General features: G+C 41.2%; 18 protein-coding genes. 17 read left to right on the top strand and 1 reads right to left on the bottom strand.

The genetic code is table 11. From position 1 onward, the window contains the following. The first annotated feature begins 20 nt into the window (after positions 1-20). The 14 genes from tpiA to MOZ64_RS08160 all read left to right on the top strand — a co-directional run bounded on the left by tpiA (position 21) and on the right by MOZ64_RS08160 (position 11,322). Entirely contained in the window at positions 21-770 is a 750-nt protein-coding gene (tpiA, locus tag MOZ64_RS08225; protein WP_320326080.1) for a triose-phosphate isomerase, read from the top strand. A gap of 167 nt (positions 771-937) precedes the next feature. After that, a complete protein-coding gene (locus MOZ64_RS08220) occupies positions 938-2,086 on the top strand; it encodes a hypothetical protein (RefSeq protein WP_320326079.1) in 1,149 nt (382 codons plus the stop codon). A 125-nt stretch (positions 2,087-2,211) separates the two neighbouring features. Further along, complete coding sequence (gene ispF, locus MOZ64_RS08215; RefSeq protein WP_441293714.1) at positions 2,212-2,694, top strand: 2-C-methyl-D-erythritol 2,4-cyclodiphosphate synthase; 483 nt, start codon at positions 2,212-2,214, stop codon at positions 2,692-2,694. Further along, positions 2,682-3,134 (top strand): D-aminoacyl-tRNA deacylase, encoded by a 453-nt coding sequence (gene dtd, locus MOZ64_RS08210; RefSeq protein ID WP_320326078.1) that lies wholly within the window; start codon positions 2,682-2,684, stop codon positions 3,132-3,134. Before ispF ends, dtd begins: the two co-directional genes overlap by 13 nt. After that, on the top strand, positions 3,131-3,985 hold the full coding sequence (gene folD, locus MOZ64_RS08205) for a bifunctional methylenetetrahydrofolate dehydrogenase/methenyltetrahydrofolate cyclohydrolase FolD (RefSeq protein ID WP_320326077.1): 855 nt from the start codon (positions 3,131-3,133) through the stop codon (positions 3,983-3,985). Before dtd ends, folD begins: the two co-directional genes overlap by 4 nt. A gap of 5 nt (positions 3,986-3,990) precedes the next feature. After that, positions 3,991-4,191 (top strand): DUF951 domain-containing protein, encoded by a 201-nt coding sequence (locus MOZ64_RS08200; RefSeq protein ID WP_128519413.1) that lies wholly within the window; start codon positions 3,991-3,993, stop codon positions 4,189-4,191. A gap of 2 nt (positions 4,192-4,193) precedes the next feature. Then, on the top strand, positions 4,194-5,297 hold the full coding sequence (gene ychF / locus MOZ64_RS08195) for a redox-regulated ATPase YchF (RefSeq protein WP_320326076.1): 1,104 nt from the start codon (positions 4,194-4,196) through the stop codon (positions 5,295-5,297). 5 nt (positions 5,298-5,302) lie between these two features. Next, complete coding sequence (locus MOZ64_RS08190) at positions 5,303-5,926, top strand: site-2 protease family protein (protein ID WP_320326075.1); 624 nt, start codon at positions 5,303-5,305, stop codon at positions 5,924-5,926. A 182-nt stretch (positions 5,927-6,108) separates the two neighbouring features. Beyond that, positions 6,109-7,281 carry an ABC transporter substrate-binding protein gene (locus MOZ64_RS08185; protein ID WP_320326074.1) on the top strand — a complete coding sequence of 391 codons (1,173 nt, stop codon included), beginning with the start codon at positions 6,109-6,111 and terminating at the stop codon, positions 7,279-7,281. A 50-nt stretch (positions 7,282-7,331) separates the two neighbouring features. Continuing rightward, the gene (locus MOZ64_RS08180; protein ID WP_320326073.1) at positions 7,332-8,231 is read left to right on the top strand and encodes a branched-chain amino acid ABC transporter permease; all 900 of its coding nucleotides are present in this window, start codon (positions 7,332-7,334) and stop codon (positions 8,229-8,231) included. A 3-nt stretch (positions 8,232-8,234) separates the two neighbouring features. Then, complete coding sequence (locus MOZ64_RS08175; protein ID WP_320326072.1) at positions 8,235-9,182, top strand: branched-chain amino acid ABC transporter permease; 948 nt, start codon at positions 8,235-8,237, stop codon at positions 9,180-9,182. After that, on the top strand, positions 9,182-9,964 hold the full coding sequence (locus MOZ64_RS08170) for an ABC transporter ATP-binding protein (RefSeq protein WP_320326071.1): 783 nt from the start codon (positions 9,182-9,184) through the stop codon (positions 9,962-9,964). The genes MOZ64_RS08175 and MOZ64_RS08170 overlap by 1 nt, the downstream gene beginning before the upstream one ends. Before the next feature lie 7 nt (positions 9,965-9,971). Beyond that, entirely contained in the window at positions 9,972-10,676 is a 705-nt protein-coding gene (locus tag MOZ64_RS08165; protein WP_320326095.1) for an ABC transporter ATP-binding protein, read from the top strand. 1 nt (position 10,677) lies between these two features. Further along, on the top strand, positions 10,678-11,322 hold the full coding sequence (locus MOZ64_RS08160; protein WP_320326070.1) for a CBS and ACT domain-containing protein: 645 nt from the start codon (positions 10,678-10,680) through the stop codon (positions 11,320-11,322). Between the two features lie 31 nt (positions 11,323-11,353). Here MOZ64_RS08160 and MOZ64_RS08155 read toward each other — a convergent pair whose 3' ends face one another. Next, entirely contained in the window at positions 11,354-12,064 is a 711-nt protein-coding gene (locus MOZ64_RS08155; protein ID WP_320326069.1) for a hypothetical protein, read from the bottom strand. Positions 12,065-12,119: 55 nt separating this feature from the next. Here MOZ64_RS08155 and MOZ64_RS08150 point away from each other — a divergent pair, with 55 nt between their 5' ends. From MOZ64_RS08150 to rpoC, 3 genes are all read left to right on the top strand, one after another. Then, on the top strand, positions 12,120-12,599 hold the full coding sequence (locus MOZ64_RS08150; RefSeq protein ID WP_320326068.1) for a hypothetical protein: 480 nt from the start codon (positions 12,120-12,122) through the stop codon (positions 12,597-12,599). A 114-nt stretch (positions 12,600-12,713) separates the two neighbouring features. Next, complete coding sequence (gene rpoB, locus MOZ64_RS08145) at positions 12,714-17,090, top strand: DNA-directed RNA polymerase subunit beta (RefSeq protein ID WP_320326067.1); 4,377 nt, start codon at positions 12,714-12,716, stop codon at positions 17,088-17,090. Further along, complete coding sequence (gene rpoC, locus MOZ64_RS08140; RefSeq protein WP_320326066.1) at positions 17,087-20,920, top strand: DNA-directed RNA polymerase subunit beta'; 3,834 nt, start codon at positions 17,087-17,089, stop codon at positions 20,918-20,920. The genes rpoB and rpoC overlap by 4 nt, the downstream gene beginning before the upstream one ends. Position 20,921 lies beyond the last annotated feature (1 nt).

Raw genomic sequence — 20,921 nt, 5'->3', positions numbered from 1 at the left:
TTAAAGGAGACGAATCAATCATGGCAAGAAAACCAATTATTGTTGGAAACTGGAAAATGAATAAAAATAATGCGGAAACCAAAGCATTCTTTGAAAAAGTCGATGCGGTTGCCGCAACCGATACAGCTACATATGGAATCGGTGCTCCATTCACTGATTTACGTACAGCTTTAGACAACGCAAAAAATTTGATCGTTGCTGCTGAAAACTGCCACTTTGAAGATTCTGGTGCTTTCACTGGTGAAGTATCTGTTCCAATGTTGGAAGAATTAGGTATCAAATGGTGCATTATTGGTCACTCGGAACGTCGTCAAATGTTTGGTGATACGGATGAAACCGTCAACAAAAAAGCACATCGTTTGATCAAAGCCGGTATTACCCCTATTTTATGTATTGGTGAAACGGAAGAACAATATGATGCAGGTCAATCGGCTCAAGTTATCAAAGAGGAATTAAAAGGTTCTTTGGCTGGTTTAGCACCAGAAGCCGTTGCGAAAATGGTCATTGCGTATGAACCAATTTGGGCAATTGGTACAGGTAAGAGTGCTTCGGTTGAAATTGCTGAAAATTGCTGCAAGACCGTTCGTGATACGGTTCGTGAATTGTTTGGTGATCAAGCAGCCGATGAAGTACGTATTCAATATGGTGGAAGTGTAAAACCAAATAATGTTGTGGAATATATGGCGCAACCAGATATTGATGGTGCATTAATTGGTGGGGCTTCTTTGAAAGAAGATAGTTTCATTGAAATTATTGAAAAAACAAAATAGTTGAAAGTAGCGGACTTGGCGAATTGTCGGGCCCGCTTTTTTATTGGCTTTATCAACAATTTGATTTAAAAATGGAACTAGGAAGTGCTCTTGGTCAACTTGCAAACATTGTCTATCTATGTTAAATTGGTACTGTACAATTAAAAAACCGATAGGGGGGTCATAATATGAACTTTGTAGAAAATAATGGAAAGAAGGTTGCCGCGATCTTATGTGTTGCCTCTGCACTACCCGTTGTTGGAACAATTTATGCAATGGAATCACAACCTGGATGGCATGGTGACAAATATGTAAAAAAAGATCGTACGATTGCAAAAAACAGTTGGGTAACTTCCAATAAAAAAGCCATTTATTTAGATAAAGATGGAAAAGCCGACACCGAAAAAGCATATAATGCAAGTGCGACTGCTCTTTCGAATGATACTGTTGCTACAGTTGCTGACAGTGTAAAAGCATCGACTGTAGAAGCTGTAGACACAGAATCAAGCCGTTTAGATGATACTACACAAGCAACGGAATCGGTGGCTAAAACGGATGTTGCAGATACAACGGTTGTTGCTGCTGTTGTTGATGAAACAAACAAAGCAGATTCGACAAATCTATTGGAGAAAGCAGCTTCTACCAGTGATGTTGTATCTACACCTGTAGTTAATGAAGATACGCAAAGTACGATTACGACTCCAGTCAGCGATCAAACCACAACGATCGTAGAGCAACCAACAACGCCAGTTGATACTACCCAAACCACAGCACCTGTTGATAATACCCAAACAACCACACCGGTACAACCTGCAGCACCTGCAGATAATACGCAAACAACAACGCCGACAACACCGGCGGATAATACGCAAACAACCACACCGGTACAACCTGCAGCACCTGCAGATAATACGCAAACGACAACACCTACTACACCTGCTGACAATACCCAGACAACGCAAAATAGTTCTTTCAATGAACGCGTTGCGCAGGCTGCTTTAGCTGAGATTGGTGAACACGAATGGTGTACCAATACGGCAACGGATGCATTGAATGCAGCAGCTGGTAGTGAAGTTTATGGTGTATATTGGCCGGATCAATACCAAAGCTTAGGAACGGTATTTACCGATCGTTCTTTGTTGCAACCAGGTAACTTGGTTTATTATGCGAATGATGGCCGTGCCGGCTCAGAGGGCGTAGTCGTTCCGGATCACATTGCCGTTTATGTTGGTAATGATACAGTTGTCAATGGTGGTTGGGGCTATACAGCCAATGTGGCAGCTTCCAACATTGATGTTCCAGCTGGAACCCAATATTATATTGCCATTAATCAATAATTGATAAGGCCTGGTAACACCCAGGCTTTTTTTGTGTTTGGATTGTGGTATCATAGAAATTATGAAAAAATAGAAAAGCGAACACACAAAATAGGGGTGGACGCAAATAGAGAGGAAAATTTATTATGCGAATTGGTCAATCCATTGATATTCATCAACTTGTGGCTGGTCGACCATTGATCTTAGGTGGGGTTCCCATTCCTTGTGAGAAGGGCTTATTGGGACATTCTGATGCCGATGTCTTGGTTCATGCGATTGGGGAAAGTATTCTCGGTGCTTTGGCATTGGGCGATCTCGGCAAGCATTTTCCCGATACGGATCCTCGATATAAAGATATGGATAGTATGAAGATCCTAGCCAAGATCTATGAGATGATGAAAGAAAAGAAATACCATATTGGCAATGTAGATGCGACCATTTTGGCGGAAAAGCCGAAAATGGCACCATATATTCAACAGATGCGGCAAAATATATCTGATTGTTTACATTGTTCGATGGATCAAATTTCCATCAAGGCCACGCGTGGCGAAAAAATGGGATTTGTTGGGAAAGAAGAAGGCATGGTCGCCATGAGCATCTGCCTATTGGAGGAAGAATGCGCGTCGTAGTTCAAAGAGTATCACATGCTACTTGTACGGTGGATGAACAAGTTACCGGAAGCATACAAGAAGGCTTTCTTGTCTTGGTTGGATTTGCACCGAATGATACCCAAGCCATTGTGGATAAAATGATTCATAAAATCATCAATCTACGTGTATTTGGTGATGAAAATGGTAAAATGAACTTGTCGATCCAAGCCATCAACGGCGCGATCTTATCCATTTCGCAATTTACTTTATATGCTGATTGTAAAAAAGGCAATCGACCTAGTTTTGTGAAAGCAGCCAAACCAGATATCGCGATTCCGCTGTATGATTCTTTCAATGCCTCTTTACAAGCCAAAGGCATTGATGTTCAAACGGGGATATTTGGTGCGGATATGAAAATTGATTTGTGTAACGATGGGCCAGTGACCATTGTTTTAGACAGTGAGGAGATATGTAAATGAAAACAATTTGGGGAAATGAATTAGCCAAAGAAGTGAAGGACTCGATTCGATCCGAAGTGGATCACATCAAAGCCAATGGCCGACGCTTGCCGGTGTTAGCGGTTGTTTTGGTGGGGGACAATCCAGCTAGTCAGTCGTATGTTCGTTCCAAAGCGAATGCTTGCATCAGTGTGGGCATGGAAAATCGAACGATTACATTGGATGGCGATATTTCACAAGCCGAATTATTGGCCACAGTCAGAGCATTAAATGCCGATGACAAGGTGGATGGCATTTTGGTCCAATTGCCTTTGCCTAAGCATTTAGATGCAGATTCGGTGATCATGGCTATTGATCCATCCAAAGATGTCGATGGGCTCCATCCTCTCAATGCGGGAAATCTATTAACAGGTCGGCCTGGATTTGTTCCTTGTACGCCCAAAGGCATCATGTATATGTTGAAATCCGTTGGCCTAGAAGATCTGGCCGGAAAACGAGCTGTTGTTTGTGGTCGATCCAATCTAGTGGGAAAGCCTGTTGCGTTGTTGCTGCAAAATCAAAATGCGACCGTTACGATCGCCCATTCGAAAACGCCAGATATCGAATCCATCTGTTCCCAAGCGGATGTGCTTGTGGTTGCGATGGGACGTCCGAAAATGGTGAAAGCTTCCTGGGTCAAAGCAGGAGCAGTCGTGATCGATGTAGGCATCAATCGGATGGAAAACGGCAAACTTTGTGGTGATGTTGATTTTGATGCTGTCAAAGATAAAGTTTCGGCAATCTCTCCGGTACCAAAAGGGGTAGGACCAATGACCGTATGCATGTTGTTAGCGAATACCTTGGAAGCCTATCGGAATCATGAAAGAGGATAAGGATCATGGAAGAAAAAAATTATGATCTAGGCGATATCATCGAAATGAAAAAGGAGCATCCTTGTCATAAATCCAAACAATGGAAAATCATTCGGATGGGTGCTGATATTCGAGTGAAATGTCTAGGTTGTGGCGCCAGTGTTTTAATGCCACGTTCAAAATTTGAAAAGCGTTTAAAACGCGTTGTATCGAAAGGAAATCAATAATTATGTCATTAACTGCAGGAATTGTGGGCCTACCCAATGTAGGTAAGTCGACTCTATTTAATGCAATCACCAATTCACAAGTGGAAGCGGCCAATTATCCATTCGCAACCATTGAGCCCAATGTCGGTGTGGTTGAGGTACCGGATCATCGCATTGATCGTTTGGTGGAATTGTTTCATCCAAAAAAAACCATCTATACAACTTTTGAATTTACCGATATTGCGGGTCTAGTTAAAGGAGCCAGCAAAGGGGAAGGATTGGGAAATCAATTTTTATCCAACATCCGTTTGACCGATGCGATTTGTCATGTCGTGCGTTGTTTTGATGATGCGAACATCACCCATGTCGAAAATTCGATCGATCCCGTGCGGGATGTGGAAATCATCAACTTAGAACTGGTCATGGCAGATCTACAAACCGTGGAAAATCGAATTTCTAAGGTAGAACGAAAAGCAATCACGACCAAGACCAAAGATGCTCTGGAAGAAATGGATCTTCTCAATCGATTAAAAGCGGTCTTGGAACAAGGACAACCGGCTCGTAGTGTCGAAGTGGATGATGAACAAGCTGCCTTCTTAAAAACATACAATTTATTGAGTACTAAACCGGTGATCTATGTAGCCAATATGGATGAAGAAGGCATTGTAGATCCCGAAACCAATCCCTATTATCAAGCTTTAAAAGCCTATGCACAAAAGGACAATGCACAAATCGTGCCTTTGTGTGCCAAGATCGAAGAAGATCTATCGAGTTTATCGGCTGAAGAAAAAGATGAATTCTTAAACGATTTGGGTTTACCCCATAGTGGTTTGGATGCTTTGATCCAAAAAGCGTATGCGGTATTGGATCTGCAAACCTTTTTAACAGCTGGTGAAGATGAATGTCGTGCTTGGACCTTTAAAAAAGGGATGAAAGCACCGGAATGTGCAGGCATCATCCATACCGATTTTCAGCGTGGTTTTATTCGAGCAGAAGTGTATTCTTTCGATGATATTGACCAATTAGAAACAGAAGCTGCCATTCGTGAAGCCGGTCGTTTACGTTTGGAAGGAAAAGACTATGTGATGCAAGATGGGGATGTTGTACATTTCCGCTTTAATGTGTAGGTGATATGTTGTCGATACAATCCATATGTATTCGTGTGATCGCGGTCATTCTAGCCATGGGCATTCATGAAAGTGCACATGGTTTGGTTTCTTATTGGTTTGGTGATCCAACCGCGAAGGAAGAAGGGCGATTGACCTTAAATCCATTGGCCCATGTCGATTGGGCGGGGTTGTTGTGTTTGTTGGTGTTTCGTTTTGGTTGGGCCAAACCCGTACCCGTAGATCCTCGTTATTATAAAGATCCCAAAACGGGAATGATATGGACGGCTTTTGCAGGGCCCATTGCCAATTTTTTATTGGCCTTGGTATCGATCATCCTTTATTATGGATGTGTCAAAGCCAATGTGGAAAGTACGTTTGTGTTATCGCTTCTTTCATCCATTGCGGTATTATCCATTGGTTTTGGTGTCTTTAATTTATTGCCCATTCCGCCATTGGATGGATCGAAGATCTTATTTGCGTTTTTACCATTGGATAAATATATCCGCTTTACGCAAGGATCCAATGTCATGATGATCGTTTTCATCTTATTGATTTCTTCGGGCATTCTGGATGGACCATTGATGCGAATGGTAAGCAATAGCATTGATCTTTTTTCTCATTGGGCAATTGTCCTTTGGGGTTTATAAAAGCAGGCATCCTCCTAGGGGAGGATGTTTTTTTTACTTAAGAGGAAGTGTTAATAGACCAAATGGATAAAAATAAGACAATATTTTCAGAAAATAAATGAAAAATATTGTCTTACGCTTGAAACCACAGAAAATTGATTGTATCATTTTGGTATATTTTTATGAGAGAGGGAGGCTCTAAGATGAAAGGCAAATTTATTAAGCTTTTAGCAAGTGCTGCTATGGCAACAAGCTTGTTAGCTGGTTGTTCAAGTGGCAGTGGTGCGCAAGCACAAACGTATAAGAAAGGGGATACGGTCAAACTTGGTTTGAACTTTGAGTTGACAGGTAGTGTTGCCAGCTATGGTAAAGCCGAATACAACGGTGCTAAATTGGCCATCAAGCAATACAATGCCAAAAAAGGTCATAAATATAAGATCAAGTATGAATCGCAAGACGATAAAGGTGATGCGGCTGAAAGTACCAAAGCAGCCCAGAAGCTAATCACAGAAGATGGTGTAGCCGCTCTGATTGGTCCAGCTACTTCGAGTGCTTCGATTGCGACGTATCAAACCGCAACCGATAATAAAGTACCTGTTATTTCGCCATCCGCAACACAACAAGGTGCTATGGAAAATGACGGAAAAGTCTATGACTATGCATTCCGTGTATGTTTCGAAGATTCGTATCAAGCCAGTGCGATGGCCAAATTTGCGAGTCAGAATTTAGGCAAGAAACGTGCCGTTGTCATCAACGAAGTCAGTGACTATGGAAAAGGTCTAGCGGATACATTTACGAAAAAGTTCAAAAGCTATGGTGGTGAAGTTGTAGCTACTGAATCGTACAATGCTGGTGATACAGATTTTGCTTCGATCATCACGAAAGTACAAAAACAAGATTTTGATGTCATGTATTTAGCGGGTTATTATACCGAATGTGGTTTGATCATCAAGCAAGCCAAAGAAGCAGGTGTCAATGCGACGATCTTAGGTGCAGATGGATTTGAATCGGAAGTTCTTGCTAAACAAGCAGGTGCACAAAATTTGAATGATGTGTATTATACAACGGCCTATACGACGGTCAATGCTTCTGATCAATTAAAGGAATTTATCGATGCTTATCATAAAGAATATGGTACAGATCCTAATATGTTCTCGGCATTAGCTTATGATTCAACGAATTTGGTCTTACAAGCATTGGATAAATCCGGTGCCGGTGGTGAAAAATTGCAGAAACAAATTAAAAATATCAAGTTCTCAGGTGTTACAGGTACATTTACTTTCGATAAGAAACACTCACCAGTGAAAGCAGTCATGGTCGTTAACCAAGTCAATGGTAAACAAACCGAAGCCGTTCCAGTTACACCAGATAAGTAAGATATGTAAAGGGGAGATCAAAGCTCCCCTTTTAAAAAGGAGGAGAAATTATGAACCAGTTTATTCAACAATTGCTCAATGGTTTATCACTCGGTAGTATTTATGCCTTGATAGCCTTAGGCTATACCATGGTTTATGGTATCATCAAGTTGATCAACTTTGCGCATGGTGATATTTATATGCTTGGTGCTTATTGTGCTTATATGGTAACGCTCATGCTTGGTTACACATCTGGACCAAGTATCGGGACATTCTTTATTGCCTTGATTGCGGCGATGGTTTTTTGTGGCGTCCTAGGTATGGTCGTTGAACGGATTGCTTATCGACCTTTGCGTCATGCCACACGTATTGCGGCATTGATCACTGCCATTGGTGTATCTTATTTTATCGAATATACGACCCAATATGTCGTAGGGGCCGAACCGATCAAATTCCCACAATTATTGCCGGATACATCGTTCCATTTGGGTAGCATTCGCATCACTTCGGAGCAGATCTTTATTTTTATCATCACGATCGTATTGATGTTGCTTCTACAATTTATTATTTCCAAGACCAAGATGGGACGTGCTATGCGTGCTGTCAGTGTGGATGAAGATGCGGCTAAATTGATGGGTATCAATGTGGATGCGACGATTTCTTTTACTTTCTTATTAGGTTCCGCCTTAGCTGGTGTTGCTGGTATCTTGGTTGGTGTTTACTACAATACCATGAATCCATTGATGGGATTTACGCCAGGTCTTAAAGCCTTTATTGCCGCTGTCTTTGGTGGAATTGGCAGTATTCCTGGTGCTATGCTTGGTGGTTTCTTTGTTGGTATTGCGGAAACGATGGTTGTTGCTTATGGATCCAGTTTATGGAAAGATGCCATCGTATATATCATTTTGATCTTGATCTTGATCATTAAACCAGAAGGTTTGTTGGGCAAGAACGATAGGGAGAAGGTGTAGATCGTGCGCAATCTATTCACGAAAGTTAATTTTGCGTGGACTGTTTTAATGGTTGTGGTCTATTTTATCATCTTGTTGTTGATGAATACAGGAATCATTAATTTATACTATCAAGTTACGCTCTACGATATTTGTATCAATATCATGTTAGCTGTTTCCTTGAATTTGATCATTGGTATTTGTGGTCAGTTCTCCTTGGGACATGCCGGTTTTATGTGTGTTGGTGCATATAGTGCTGGTATCATCACCAAGATGATGCCCACCACAGGCGGCTTGATCATTGGAATCCTGGTTGGTTTTGTGCTTTCTGCTGTTCTTGCCATCATCGTATCGGTGCCAACACTCCGTTTGCGCGGTGACTATTTAGCCATTGCCACTTTAGGGTTTGCCGAAATCGTACGAATCATGGCCCAAAATATGAAGATCACCAATGGTGCAGCGGGCTTAAGCGGTATTCCCAAGCTGACAACTTGGCCTTTACTCTATTTAGGTGTTGTCATTACGCTATTGGTTGTTTGTAACTTTACACGCAGTGCACCTGGACGTGCCTGTCTTTCCATTCGCGAAGACGAAATTGCTTCGGAAGCGATGGGAATCAATACGACAAAATATAAAGTTTTAGCCTTTGTGATTGGTGCTTTGTTAGCTAGTCTGGCTGGTGCACTTTTTGCTTGTAACTACTACATCATCAAACCAACGCAATTTAACTTTAATAAATCCATCGACATTTTGGTTATGGTCGTCTTTGGTGGTTTGGGATCTATGACATCCAGTGTCATTGCCGCCATTGCGATTGGTCTTTTGAATATGTTCCTACAAAACTTTGCTGAACTTCGCATGATCATCTATGGTGTCGCTTTGATTTGTATCATGATTTTCCGTCCACAAGGTATCTTAGGAAATCGCGAATTTTCATTTAAGAAATTATTAGAACGAAAGGGGAATGACTAATGGCAGAAACGATCCTTGAGGTCAAGAACCTGACAAAGAACTTTGGTGGACTTTGTGCAGTCTCCAATGTCAATATGGAAATTAAAGAAGGGGAACTGATTGGTTTGATTGGGCCTAATGGGGCAGGAAAAACCACTTTGTTCAATTTGTTGACCGGTGTCTATGAACCAAGCTCGGGTTTGATCGAATTGACCAAAGATAACCAACAAATTCAAATTGGTGGTTTAAAACCTTATAAGATCACGGGTCTAGGTGTGGCTCGTACGTTCCAGAACATTCGTTTGTTCAAAACGATGACGGTGTTGGAAAATGTAAAAGTGGCAATGCATAAGAATATTCGTTATGGAACGATTGCTGCCATTTTACGATTGCCTATTTATTATTCCGAAGAAAAATGGGTAGAAGAAAAAGCCTGTGATTTATTGAAGGAAGTTGGTTTGTATGGCAAACGAAATGAAATGGCTACTAATTTACCTTATGGTGAACAGCGGCGATTGGAAATTGCACGGGCTCTTGCCATCCAACCACGAATCTTATATTTGGATGAGCCAGCAGCTGGTATGAACCCACAAGAAACGACGGAACTTACGCAACTGATTCATCACGTACGGGATAAATACAAATTGACTGTTATTTTGATCGAACACGATATGTCCTTGGTCATGTCCATTTGTGAACGGATCTATGTGTTAAATTATGGGAAATTGATTGCTTCGGGTACACCGGAAGAAATCCAAAAAGATCCATTTGTGATCAAAGCCTATTTAGGGGAGGAAATGTAGTATGTCCATGCTTGAAGTTCAGGATCTTCACGTACACTATGGCGTTATCGAAGCCTTGAAAGGTGTGACCATGCAAGTCGAACAAGGAAAGATCGTCTCTTTGATTGGTGCCAACGGAGCGGGAAAAACGACGATGTTGCATGCCATCAGTGGTATTGTGAAAAAGAGCAGTGGTACGATCCAATTTTTAGGAGAAGACATCACTAAAACAAAGCCGAAAAATATTGTTGAAAAAGGATTGGTGCAAGTACCCGAAGGACGTCGTATCTTCACGGGTATGACGGTTTATGAAAATTTGATGATGGGAGCTTTCTTGCGTAAAGATAAAGACGGAATCCAAAAGGATCTGAAGCGTTGTTACGAATTGTTTCCTATCTTAAATGAACGTACGAGCCAGGATGCGGCCACACTATCGGGTGGTGAACAACAAATGCTCGCGATGGCACGGGCCTTGATGGCAAAACCAAAACTATTATTATTGGATGAACCGAGCATGGGATTAGCGCCTATTTTAGTTAAAGAGATCTTTTCCATTATTGAAGAAATCAATCGCAATGGGACGACCATCTTATTGATCGAACAAAATGCCAAAATGGCATTATCCATTGCGGATAAGGCCTATGTATTGGAAACAGGAAATATTGTCTTGGAAGGAACTGGAAAAGAATTATTGAATAGTCCAAATGTTCAAAAAGCATATTTAGGAGGATAAGATGTTTAAAGTAAAAGATTTCATGACAAGCGATGTCATTTGTACGGAAAGTGATGCAACGATTTCGGAAATCATCGACTTGATGAATACGAAACATATCCACCGTGTACCCGTTGTGAAAAATGGTCAATTGATTGGTTTGATCACCGAAGGAATGATCTCAAATTCGGGTACACAGGCAACCAGCTTAAGCATTTATGAATTGAATTATTTATTGTCCAAGACAACGGTTCGTTCCGTCATGATCAAAGATGTGATCTTTGCGAATGAAGATGATTTGATGGAAGATGCCACCGATCGGATGTTGAAACATGATATTGGTTGTTTACCGGTTGTGGATAAAGATCATAAAGTAACGGGTATATTGACACAAAATGATGTGTTTACTTGTTTCTTGAACATGTTGGGTTGGGGAAAGAAAGGTTCGCGTATCACCGTTGGTGTCAAAGATGAGATCGGTGCGATTGGCAATCTATCAAAGATCTTTGTAGCTCAACATGTAAACATTTCCAATATTGGTGTATATTCTCATAGTGGGGATGTTGCCAATATCGTGATTCGTTGTGATGCTTCAGATCCAACGCTTTTATGTAAAGCATTGGAAGACGCTGGTTATGAGGTATTGGAACAAATTAGTAATCAATAAAAAACTGTTCGGTCATGGGCCGAGCAGTTTTTTAATAGGAATCGAGATCATTTGGATACGTTACTTCTTTGACTTGGTTGAAATCTTTGATTTGTACATTCAAAGTAAATTCAAACGTATTGGTTTTCTTGGAAGAAACGGACATTGTTCCTTTGGCATAGAGTTTTAAATGGGTGATGTGCTTTTTGGATAAAGTAGCTTCCAGATTGGCTTCGGATACATTGGCCGAACCAAGATTATCAAAGAGCTGGGATAATTGATCCGGATCGATCGTAAATGAATAGGTGTTGCCTTTTCTTGAACTGGCCGTAAAGAAACTTTCTAATTCTTCATCGGAATAATTTAAAAATGGATCGATGGAAGATAAGCGCTTGCCATCTTCGATCCCAATCTTGGAAGCAACACTTTGTGAAGTTGTTCCTTGATTTTTTAAATAGGTCTTGCCATCTTTGATATAAAAATCGATGAAATCATTGGCGGTGTTTTCATTGGATTCCAAACCAAGCCGTAAAGCCAATTGAATTTTGTTTTCTTGGATCAAGGCAGCATCGACTTTGATTTTTGAAGTGTTCTTGTTGTTTTTCATATCAAGTGATCCACTCACATGGGCAGATTTGGCATCCAAGGTATGATGGAACGCATCGAAGAAACGCAAAATATCATCATTGTTCTTTGATGAAGAACATCCAACAAGACTCAAAGAAAGTACACAGACAAGCAAGCATGTGAATATTTTTTTCATTTTATTTCTCCTGTGAATAGTAGTATTGTATAGTCTAAAAAGGAGTGTGTCAAAAATGGTATTGATTTATTTAGGTACAGCAGATCCAAAAATAATCGATGTGATACAAAAGACAGGCATGGAATATCATGTGGTGGGAGATCAAGAATGTTCAAAGACCATGGAGGAATTGATGCATCATCCAACCACATCCAAAGGGAAGCGACCGCCATTTCTCTATATATATGAAGAAGATGCGTCTTTATTGGCCCGATCGTTACAAGAAGAGGGCATTTATATCGGTCGAGTGGCTCAAAATACGCCAGAAAACATCCATTGGTCCTTGCGGGATTTGATGGATGAGGTTGATCTTGCCTATGAGATCGATAGCTTACGAACGGAATTGTATGAGTTGGTTGAACATATTGATACGAAAAAATTTCAAACGGATGCCAACTATCAACATTTGATGCGTCATGCGATCGCTTTGGTCGAAGATCCGCATGCGAGCTTGGAACAATTGGATGATATGGTTCGTGCTTGTCAAAAAGCATGAACTTTTTTAATTGGAGTTGCATTTTTCTTGCATTTCGGGTAATATAATAAATTGCATAAGATTCCTTAGGGGTACTATGCCCTTTTGGATATTGTCAATGAAAGGAAGGCATGCATGGAGACTAGCAAAGCGTATCGTGTTGTGGCATGTGGCAAAAAAGCGCAGCGCCGCGATTATTCCAAAGTAAGTGGTAAGTTAGAATTACCAAACCTTGTCGAAATCCAGACAGACTCTTTTGAATGGTTCACAAAAGAGGGGATTAAAGAAGTTTTTGAAGAAATTTATCCAATCGAAAACTATGGTAAGAATATTAAATTGAATTTTTTGCGTTATCATTTTGATAAACCAAAATATGACAAAGAGGAGTCCATGTATAGAGAGTGCAACTATGCCGCACCTTTGTATGCCGACATGGAACTGGAAATTACCGATTCCACAACGGGTGAAATCGTAACGAAGACCGAAGAAGTATATTTAGGCGATTTTCCATTGATGACCGAAACAGGTACATTCATCATCAATGGTGCAGAACGTGTTATCGTATCACAAATCGTTCGTTCTCCAGGCGCTTATTTTTCGCAAAATGAAGATGAAAAAAGTGGTAAACAAAATTATGCCTGTGAATTGATTCCAAGTCGTGGTACTTGGTTGGAATTTATGACAGAACAAAAGAAATCAACGAATGGTCGTTTGATCAATGTATCGATCGATCGTCGTCGTAAGATCTTATTCTCTATTTTGTTCAAAGCCATTGGTATGTCTTTTAACTTAGGCGATATCGATGATCCCAATGATACGACGCAATTGGAAACTTTCTTAGCGGCCATGGGTCGTCGATTCCCATCCAAACCCAAAGAATCTTTAATTGCGAAACGTGATGAATATGAAAGTGAAAAGAATGCGATTGCGAAAGAACATGATGCATTGGCAAAACGTATTCGTGATGGAAAATCGAAAGATGCGAATGCTGAAGCAAAATTAGCTTCTTTAGAATCGACATTGGAACAAGCAGAAGAAAAGCTAGCAAAAGTAGAAGCAGAATTGGCGGATTATTTAGCTGTTGATACCGAAAAACGCGATTATATGAGCTTGTATATCTTATTGTATACAGCCTTTTTTGGGAAATATGAAGAAGTTGAAAATACTTTGCTTCATGATTATACCAAAGACAGTCGTTCCGCTGATAATACAGCCACGACCCAAGGTGCTTTATTGAGTTTCTATGGCAACCAAAGAAGTGATGAGGTCGCTGTTGTATCTGCATCCGTTTCTTTGATGCGCGCTAAATTCTTTGATCATCGACGTTATGATCTGACCAAGGCGGGTCGTTACAAATTGCGTAAAAAGCTCAATGCGATTGCACGTATCGAAGGCAATCGTTTAGCGCATGATATCATCGATGTGAATGGCAATGTCTTTATGGAAAAAGGCAAGATGATCCATCGTGATGAACGGAATGCTTTGCGTGAAGAATTAGCCAAAGGTACCTATTGTAAAGCTTTCCCATTCCGTACGGAATTCCATGAAGCGGATATTGTTTCCATCCCAACCAGCTATAATACAGGATTGGTTGGTCGTATCTTAGCCGATGATATTACGGCTGGTGATATCTTCTTTGAACAAGGAACCGTTTTGACTCAAGTCGATGTCGATGCGTTAAAAGGCGCCGTAGAAGAAGTGCCTATTTATGCCGGTTTGATTGCACAGCCGGTACAACTTACAGCCGAAAATTGTGAAGCTGTATTAGACTATGGACAATATTTATATCATTTAGGTCGTTTGACCAATGCCCAATCTTTGGATGTTGTCGATGACGATATGGAATTGGTCATTGATCGTTATGATATCAATGGTCGTGATATCTCGACTGGTAAAGAAGATGCGGCACGTTTGGATGCCGATACCAAAGCGATGATTGCTTCCCGTGTAGCCAATGAAGAATTGACACTTTGGATCGTTGGTGCTTGTGTACAAGAAGTCTATGTCTTAGATGAAGATGATCATGAAATCAAGATCATTGGAAATGATCCATTTGCGAATATGCACACAATTACTATTCCAGATATGTATGCGTTCTTTGGCTATAACTTAAATGTCATGGATGGGATTGGATCGACCGATGATATCGATATGTTAGGAAACCGTCGTATTCGTTCGGTTGGTGAATTGATCCAGAACCAATTCCGTATTGGATTAAGTCGTATGGAACGTGTCGTCCATGATCGTATGTCCATTCAGGAATTGGAATCTTTAACTCCTCGTAAATTAACGAATATTCGACCTTTGACAGCCGCTATTAAAGAGTTCTTCTCTTCAAGCCAGTTGTCGCAATTTATGGACCAACAAAATCCATTGGCCGAATTGACCAATAAACGTCGTATTTCGGCTTTAGGACCTGGTGGATTGACGCGTGATCGTGCTGGTTTTGAAGTCCGTGACGTGCACTCCTCGCACTATGGTCGTATTTGTCCTATCGAAACGCCAGAAGGACCAAACATTGGTTTGATCAACAACTTAACAACCTATGCGAAGATCAATGAATATGGTTTCATTCAAACACCATATCGAAAGGTCAATAAAGATGGAACGGTATCGGAAGATGCGGTTTATCTCAGTGCCGATGAAGAAGCGGATTATATCATTGCCCAAGCCAACGAGGTTCGTGATGGTCGTTTGATCAATGAAAAAGTCGTTGCTCGTAAAGCGGGCGATACGATCATTGCCAATCGTGAAGATGTGGAATTGGCCGATGTCAGTCCAAAACAGATTGTCTCCGTTGCCACCGCCTGTGTCCCATTCTTGGAAAACGATGATGCATCGCGTGCCTTGATGGGTGCCAACATGCAACGTCAAGCCGTACCACTATTGAATCCACATAGTCCATATGTAGGAACAGGTATGGAATATAAGATTGCGAAAGATTCCGGTGTGGGTATCGTCGCCAAAGAAGATGGTGTCGTAAAATATGTCGATAGTTTACGTATTGTCGTGACAAATAAAGATGGCTTAGATCATACGTATCAACTTCGTAAATTTGCTCGAAGCAATGCGTCCACTTGTATCAACCAACATCCGATTGTTGAAGTGGGGGAAGAAGTCGAAAAAGGCGATATTTTAGCTGATGGTCCAAGTATGCAGAATGGTGAATTGGCATTGGGTCAAAATGTGGTCATTGCTTATTCCACTTGGTATGGATATAACTATGAGGATGCCATCATCATGAGTGAACGTATGGTTCGCGATGATGTATATACGTCTGTACATATTGAAGAATATGATATTGATTGTCGTGATACAAAATTAGGTCCAGAAGAAATTACGCGTGATATTCCAAATGTTGGTGAAAAAGCCGTAGCGAAATTGGATGAAAATGGCATCATCATGATTGGTGCGGAAGTGAAAGAAGGCGATATCTTAGTCGGTAAGGTAACGCCAAAAGGCCAAAGTGAAGTATCGCCAGAAGAAAAATTGTTGTTGGCAATCTTTGGTGAAAAATCACGTGAAGTTCGTGATAATTCATTGAAAGTGCCTCATGGAGGAGCGGGTATCGTTCATTCCATCCGTGTATTTAAACGGGGAGATGGATCGGAATTACCTCCTGGAGTGAATACGCGAGTGAAAGTATATATTGTACAAAAACGTAAGATTTCAGAAGGTGACAAGATGTCTGGACGCCATGGAAACAAAGGTGTCATCTCTCGAATCTTGCCAATTGAAGATATGCCATTTACGGGTGATGGACAACCAATTGATGTCATCTTGAACCCATTTGGTGTGCCTTCTCGTATGAATATCGGACAGATCTTAGAGATCCATCTGGGTTATGCAGCACGTAAATTAGGTGGCATCAAATTCTCGACACCAGTATTCGATGGTGTATCCAATGAAGAGTTATTGGATGTTATGAAAGAAGCATCCATGACCAAAGATGGAAAACAAGTCTTATATGATGGCTTGACGGGTGAACCATTTGATGAACGAATCAGTGTCGGTGTCATGTACATGATCAAGTTGGCCCACATGGTCGATGATAAGTTACATGCCCGTGCAACGGGGCCATATTCTTTGGTTACGCAACAGCCTTTGGGTGGTAAAGCACAAAATGGTGGTCAACGATTTGGAGAAATGGAAGTTTGGGCTTTGGAAGCATATGGAGCTGCGCATACCCTACAAGAGATCTTGACCATTAAGTCGGATGATATCCAAGGTCGTATCAAGACGTATGAAGCCATCATCAAAGGTAAAGATATCCCTGAACCAGGTGTACCAGAATCATTCCGTGTATTGATGCATGAAATGCAAGGTTTAGCTATTGATATTCGTTGTTTAGATGAAAATGGACAAGAAGTCGACATCACGACAGAAGATGATGACGATGATGTCCCAGCACCTAAGAAAGTAGAACCAGTTGTTGAAGAAGAAAAAGATGAACTTGTCAATGACATGGAAGAGACAGAGACAAAAGAAGAAGATCAGGAGGCAGATGAATGAGCATAAATCAATTTTCATCCATTCAGGTTCGCTTGGCGAGTCCTGAAAAGATCCTAGAATGGTCACATGGTGAAGTAACGAAGCCTGAAACAATCAACTATCGAAGTCAAAAAGCAGAGCGCGATGGCTTATTCTGTGAACGCATTTTCGGTCCAACCAAGGACTGGGAATGCGCTTGCGGTAAATATAAGAAAGTTCGTTTTAAAGGAGTTGTCTGTGATCGTTGTGGTGTAGAGATCACAAAATCCAGTGTTCGTCGTGAACGTATGGGACATATCCATTTGGCTGCGCCGGTTGCTCATATTTGGTACCTACGTGGTATTCCAAGCCGCATGGCCTTGTTGCTGGATGTAACACCAAAACAATTGGAAGAAGTTGTCTATTTTGTTAGTTATATTGTCACCGATCCAAAAGATACGGAATTGACGTATAAACAAGTATTATCCGAACGTGAATATCGTGAGTTTGCGGCAATCTATGGTTCCGATAAATTTGAAGCCAAGACTGGTGCTGAAGCTGTTTTAAAATTGTTACAAAATGTCGATCTGGAAAAAGAGTTCCAAGATATTCAAGAACAATTGGAAAAAGCGTCAGGTGAAAAACGTAAAAAATTGATCAAACGCTTGGATACGGTGGATGCATTCCGTCATAGTGACAATAAGCCAGAATGGATGATCCTGACCAATATTCCGGTCATTCCGCCTGATCTAAGACCCATGTTGCAATTGGATGGTGGACGTTTTGCGACCAGTGATTTAAATGATTTATATCGCCGTGTCATTACGCGTAATAATCGTTTGCATAAATTATTGGAATTGGGTACGCCAAACATTATTGTTCAAAATGAAAAACGTATGTTGCAAGAAGCCGTAGATGCTTTGATCGATAATGGTCGTCGTTCCAAGCCAATTACCGGTGCGGGTGGTCGTCCTTTGAAATCCTTATCGCATTCATTGAAAGGTAAACAAGGTCGTTTCCGTCAAAACTTGTTAGGAAAGCGTGTCGATTTCTCTGGTCGTTCCGTTATTGCGGTCGGACCGGATCTGAAAATGTATCAATGTGGTATTCCACGTGAAATGGCAGTGAATTTGTTTAAGCCATTCATCATTAATGAGATCGTCAATGAGGGATTGGCTGCCAATCCTAAAAATGCTGAAAAATTAATTGAAAGACAAGATACACGTATTTGGGATGTGGTTGAAAAAGTCATTGATGGATATCCTGTATTGATGAATCGTGCGCCTACATTGCACCGTTTGGGTATTCAAGCTTTCTTACCAAAATTAGTGGAAGGACGTGCTATGCGTCTGCATCCATTGGTATGTACGGCCTTTAATGCCGACTTTGATGGTGACCAGATGGCCATCCACGTTCCATTGAGTGAAGAAGCACGTGCCGAGGCTTTGGTCATGATGTTGGGTTCCCATAATATTTTGGGTCCAAAAGATGGAAAACCAATCGTTACGCCAGGTCAGGATATGGTCATGGGTAACTATTATTTGACCATGGAAGAAACCAAAGAAGAGTTCTTGCAGGAAAGTCAGCGTTATATGGATGCGGATTGTCCAAAAGAAGCTGCCTTGTGGAAAACATTTGCCGAAGCCGAAGGACATGTATACAGTGATGTGGATGAAGTTATGATGGCGTATAAATCGCATTTGGTTCATTTGCATTCTCGTATTGCCTTACCAGTTCGTGGTGTGGGTAAATCGAGTTTTGATCCTGTTCATGCCGATGATTATTTGGTCACGACCCCAGGAAAGATCATTTTCAATAGTATGTTCCCCGGTGATTTCCCATTCATCGAAGAAGTTTCAAAAGCAAACTTTGAAAAGACGCCGGAACGCTATTTTGTGAAACCAGGTATGGATATTCCAGAATATGTTGCGAATTTACCAATTCGTGATGAAAATGGCAAAGATTTCTCGGTCAAGAAAAAGGACTTAGGAAAAGTCATTGCGGAAGTATTCCGTCGTTACAGTGTGGATCAAACTGCGGAAGTATTGGATCAAATCAAAGCTTTGGGATTTAAATATTCAACAGTTGCAGGTATCACGGTTGCTTTAAGTGATATCGAAGTGGCTCCAAATAAAGAAGAAAAAGTGGAAGAAGGTCGTCAAAAGGCCGAACAATTAAAACGTCTACAACGTAAAGGTATGTTGACCATGCAAGAGTGGGAATCTCACTTAAGTGGTTTGTGGGATACGATCAAAGATGAGATCGCGGATAGCTTGGTTGCCAACATGGACCGTAAGAATCCAATCTTTATGATGGCGGATTCCGGTGCTCGTGGTAACCGTTCGAACTTTACACAGTTAGCCGGTATGCGTGGTTTGATGGCGCGTCCTGGACATGCCAAATCAACCCATGGTGAATTTGTACCAAGCATCATCGAGGTCCCTATCTATTCGTGTTTCCGTGAAGGATTGAACGTAAGTGAGTTCTTTACCTCGACCCATGGTGTACGTAAAGGTTTGACCGATACCGCTTTGAAGACGGCTGAATCGGGTTATTTGACGCGTCGTTTGGTGGATGTTGCCCAAGGTGTCATTATCCAAGAAGACGATTGTGGAACCGATAAGGGATCTTGGGTCGAAGATCTTGTTGATCGTAAGACCAATACTGTCATTGAAAGTTTCCAAGATCGAATTGCAGGTCGTTATTCCAAACAAGATGTCGTTGATCCAAATACGGGTGAATTGATCTTGGCAAGTGATGAATATATTTCCGATGACATGGCCAAGAAGATTGTCGAAGCCGGTATTACCGGTATGTATATTCGTTCCGTATTTACTTGTAAATCAAGTACAGGTGTATGTCGTAAGTGCTATGGTAAAAATATGGCAACGGGTAAAGATGTTGAAGTGGGTGAAGCCGTTGGTGTCATGGCGGCCCAATCCATTGGTGAACCAGGTACCCAGTTGACCATGCGTACTTTCCATACTGGTGGTGTAGCCGGTGCGGGTACGGGTGATATTACCCAAGGTTTGCCTCGTGTCGAAGAATTGTTTGAAGCACGTAAACCAAAAGGTGTTGCGGTCATTGCCCAGATTTCTGGTGAAATCACTTCGATTGAAAATATTGAAGGTACGAAGCGTCAAGAAGTCATCATCACTTCGGAAAAAGAAAGTGTTTCCCATAAGATCAATGCCAATCAGGAATTGCGTGAATGGGTCCGTGTTGGAAACCATATCGAGGCTGGTGAAGCTTTGACCGAAGGTCCATTGGATCCAAAAGAATTATTGCGTGTTGCCGGGGTTCGTGAAGTGCAGGATTATATCTTGAAAGAAGTAAAGAAGGTTTATCAATCGCAAGGTATCGAGATTTCGGATAAACACTTGGAAGTCATGATCATGCAGATGATGCGCAATGTCATCGTAACGGATAAAGGAGATACGGATCTCAATATTGGTGTGCAAAAATCATTAAATGAGATTACACGGATCAACCGCAAATATTTGTTGGAAGGAAAACAACCGGCGAAATTCAAACCAATTTTATTGGGTATTTCGAAATCGTCAGTCGAAACGGATTCGTTCTTGTCGGCAGCTTCGTTCCAAGAAACGACCAAAGTATTAACGGATGCAACGATCAAAGGAAAGACGGATCATTTACGTGGTATGAAAGAAAATGTCATGATTGGTAAGCTGATTCCAGCAGGAACCGGTTGTCATGGACATCGTCCACAAAATGATTTGGTAGCTGCTAAAGCGAAAGAATTACGTGATCAACGTTTAGAGCGTATGCATCAAAAAGAAGCAGATACACAATTTGATAAGTTGGTGGCGGAAAATACCCCAGCTGAAGAATCATCATCCATGGATGAATAAG

The sequence above is a fragment of the Absicoccus intestinalis genome, from assembly GCF_033971885.1.
GTDB lineage: Bacteria > Bacillota_I > Bacilli_A > Erysipelotrichales > Erysipelotrichaceae > Absicoccus > Absicoccus intestinalis.
The sequence above is the reverse complement of the archived record's forward strand: the minus strand, read 5'-3'. Positions and strand labels throughout refer to the sequence as shown.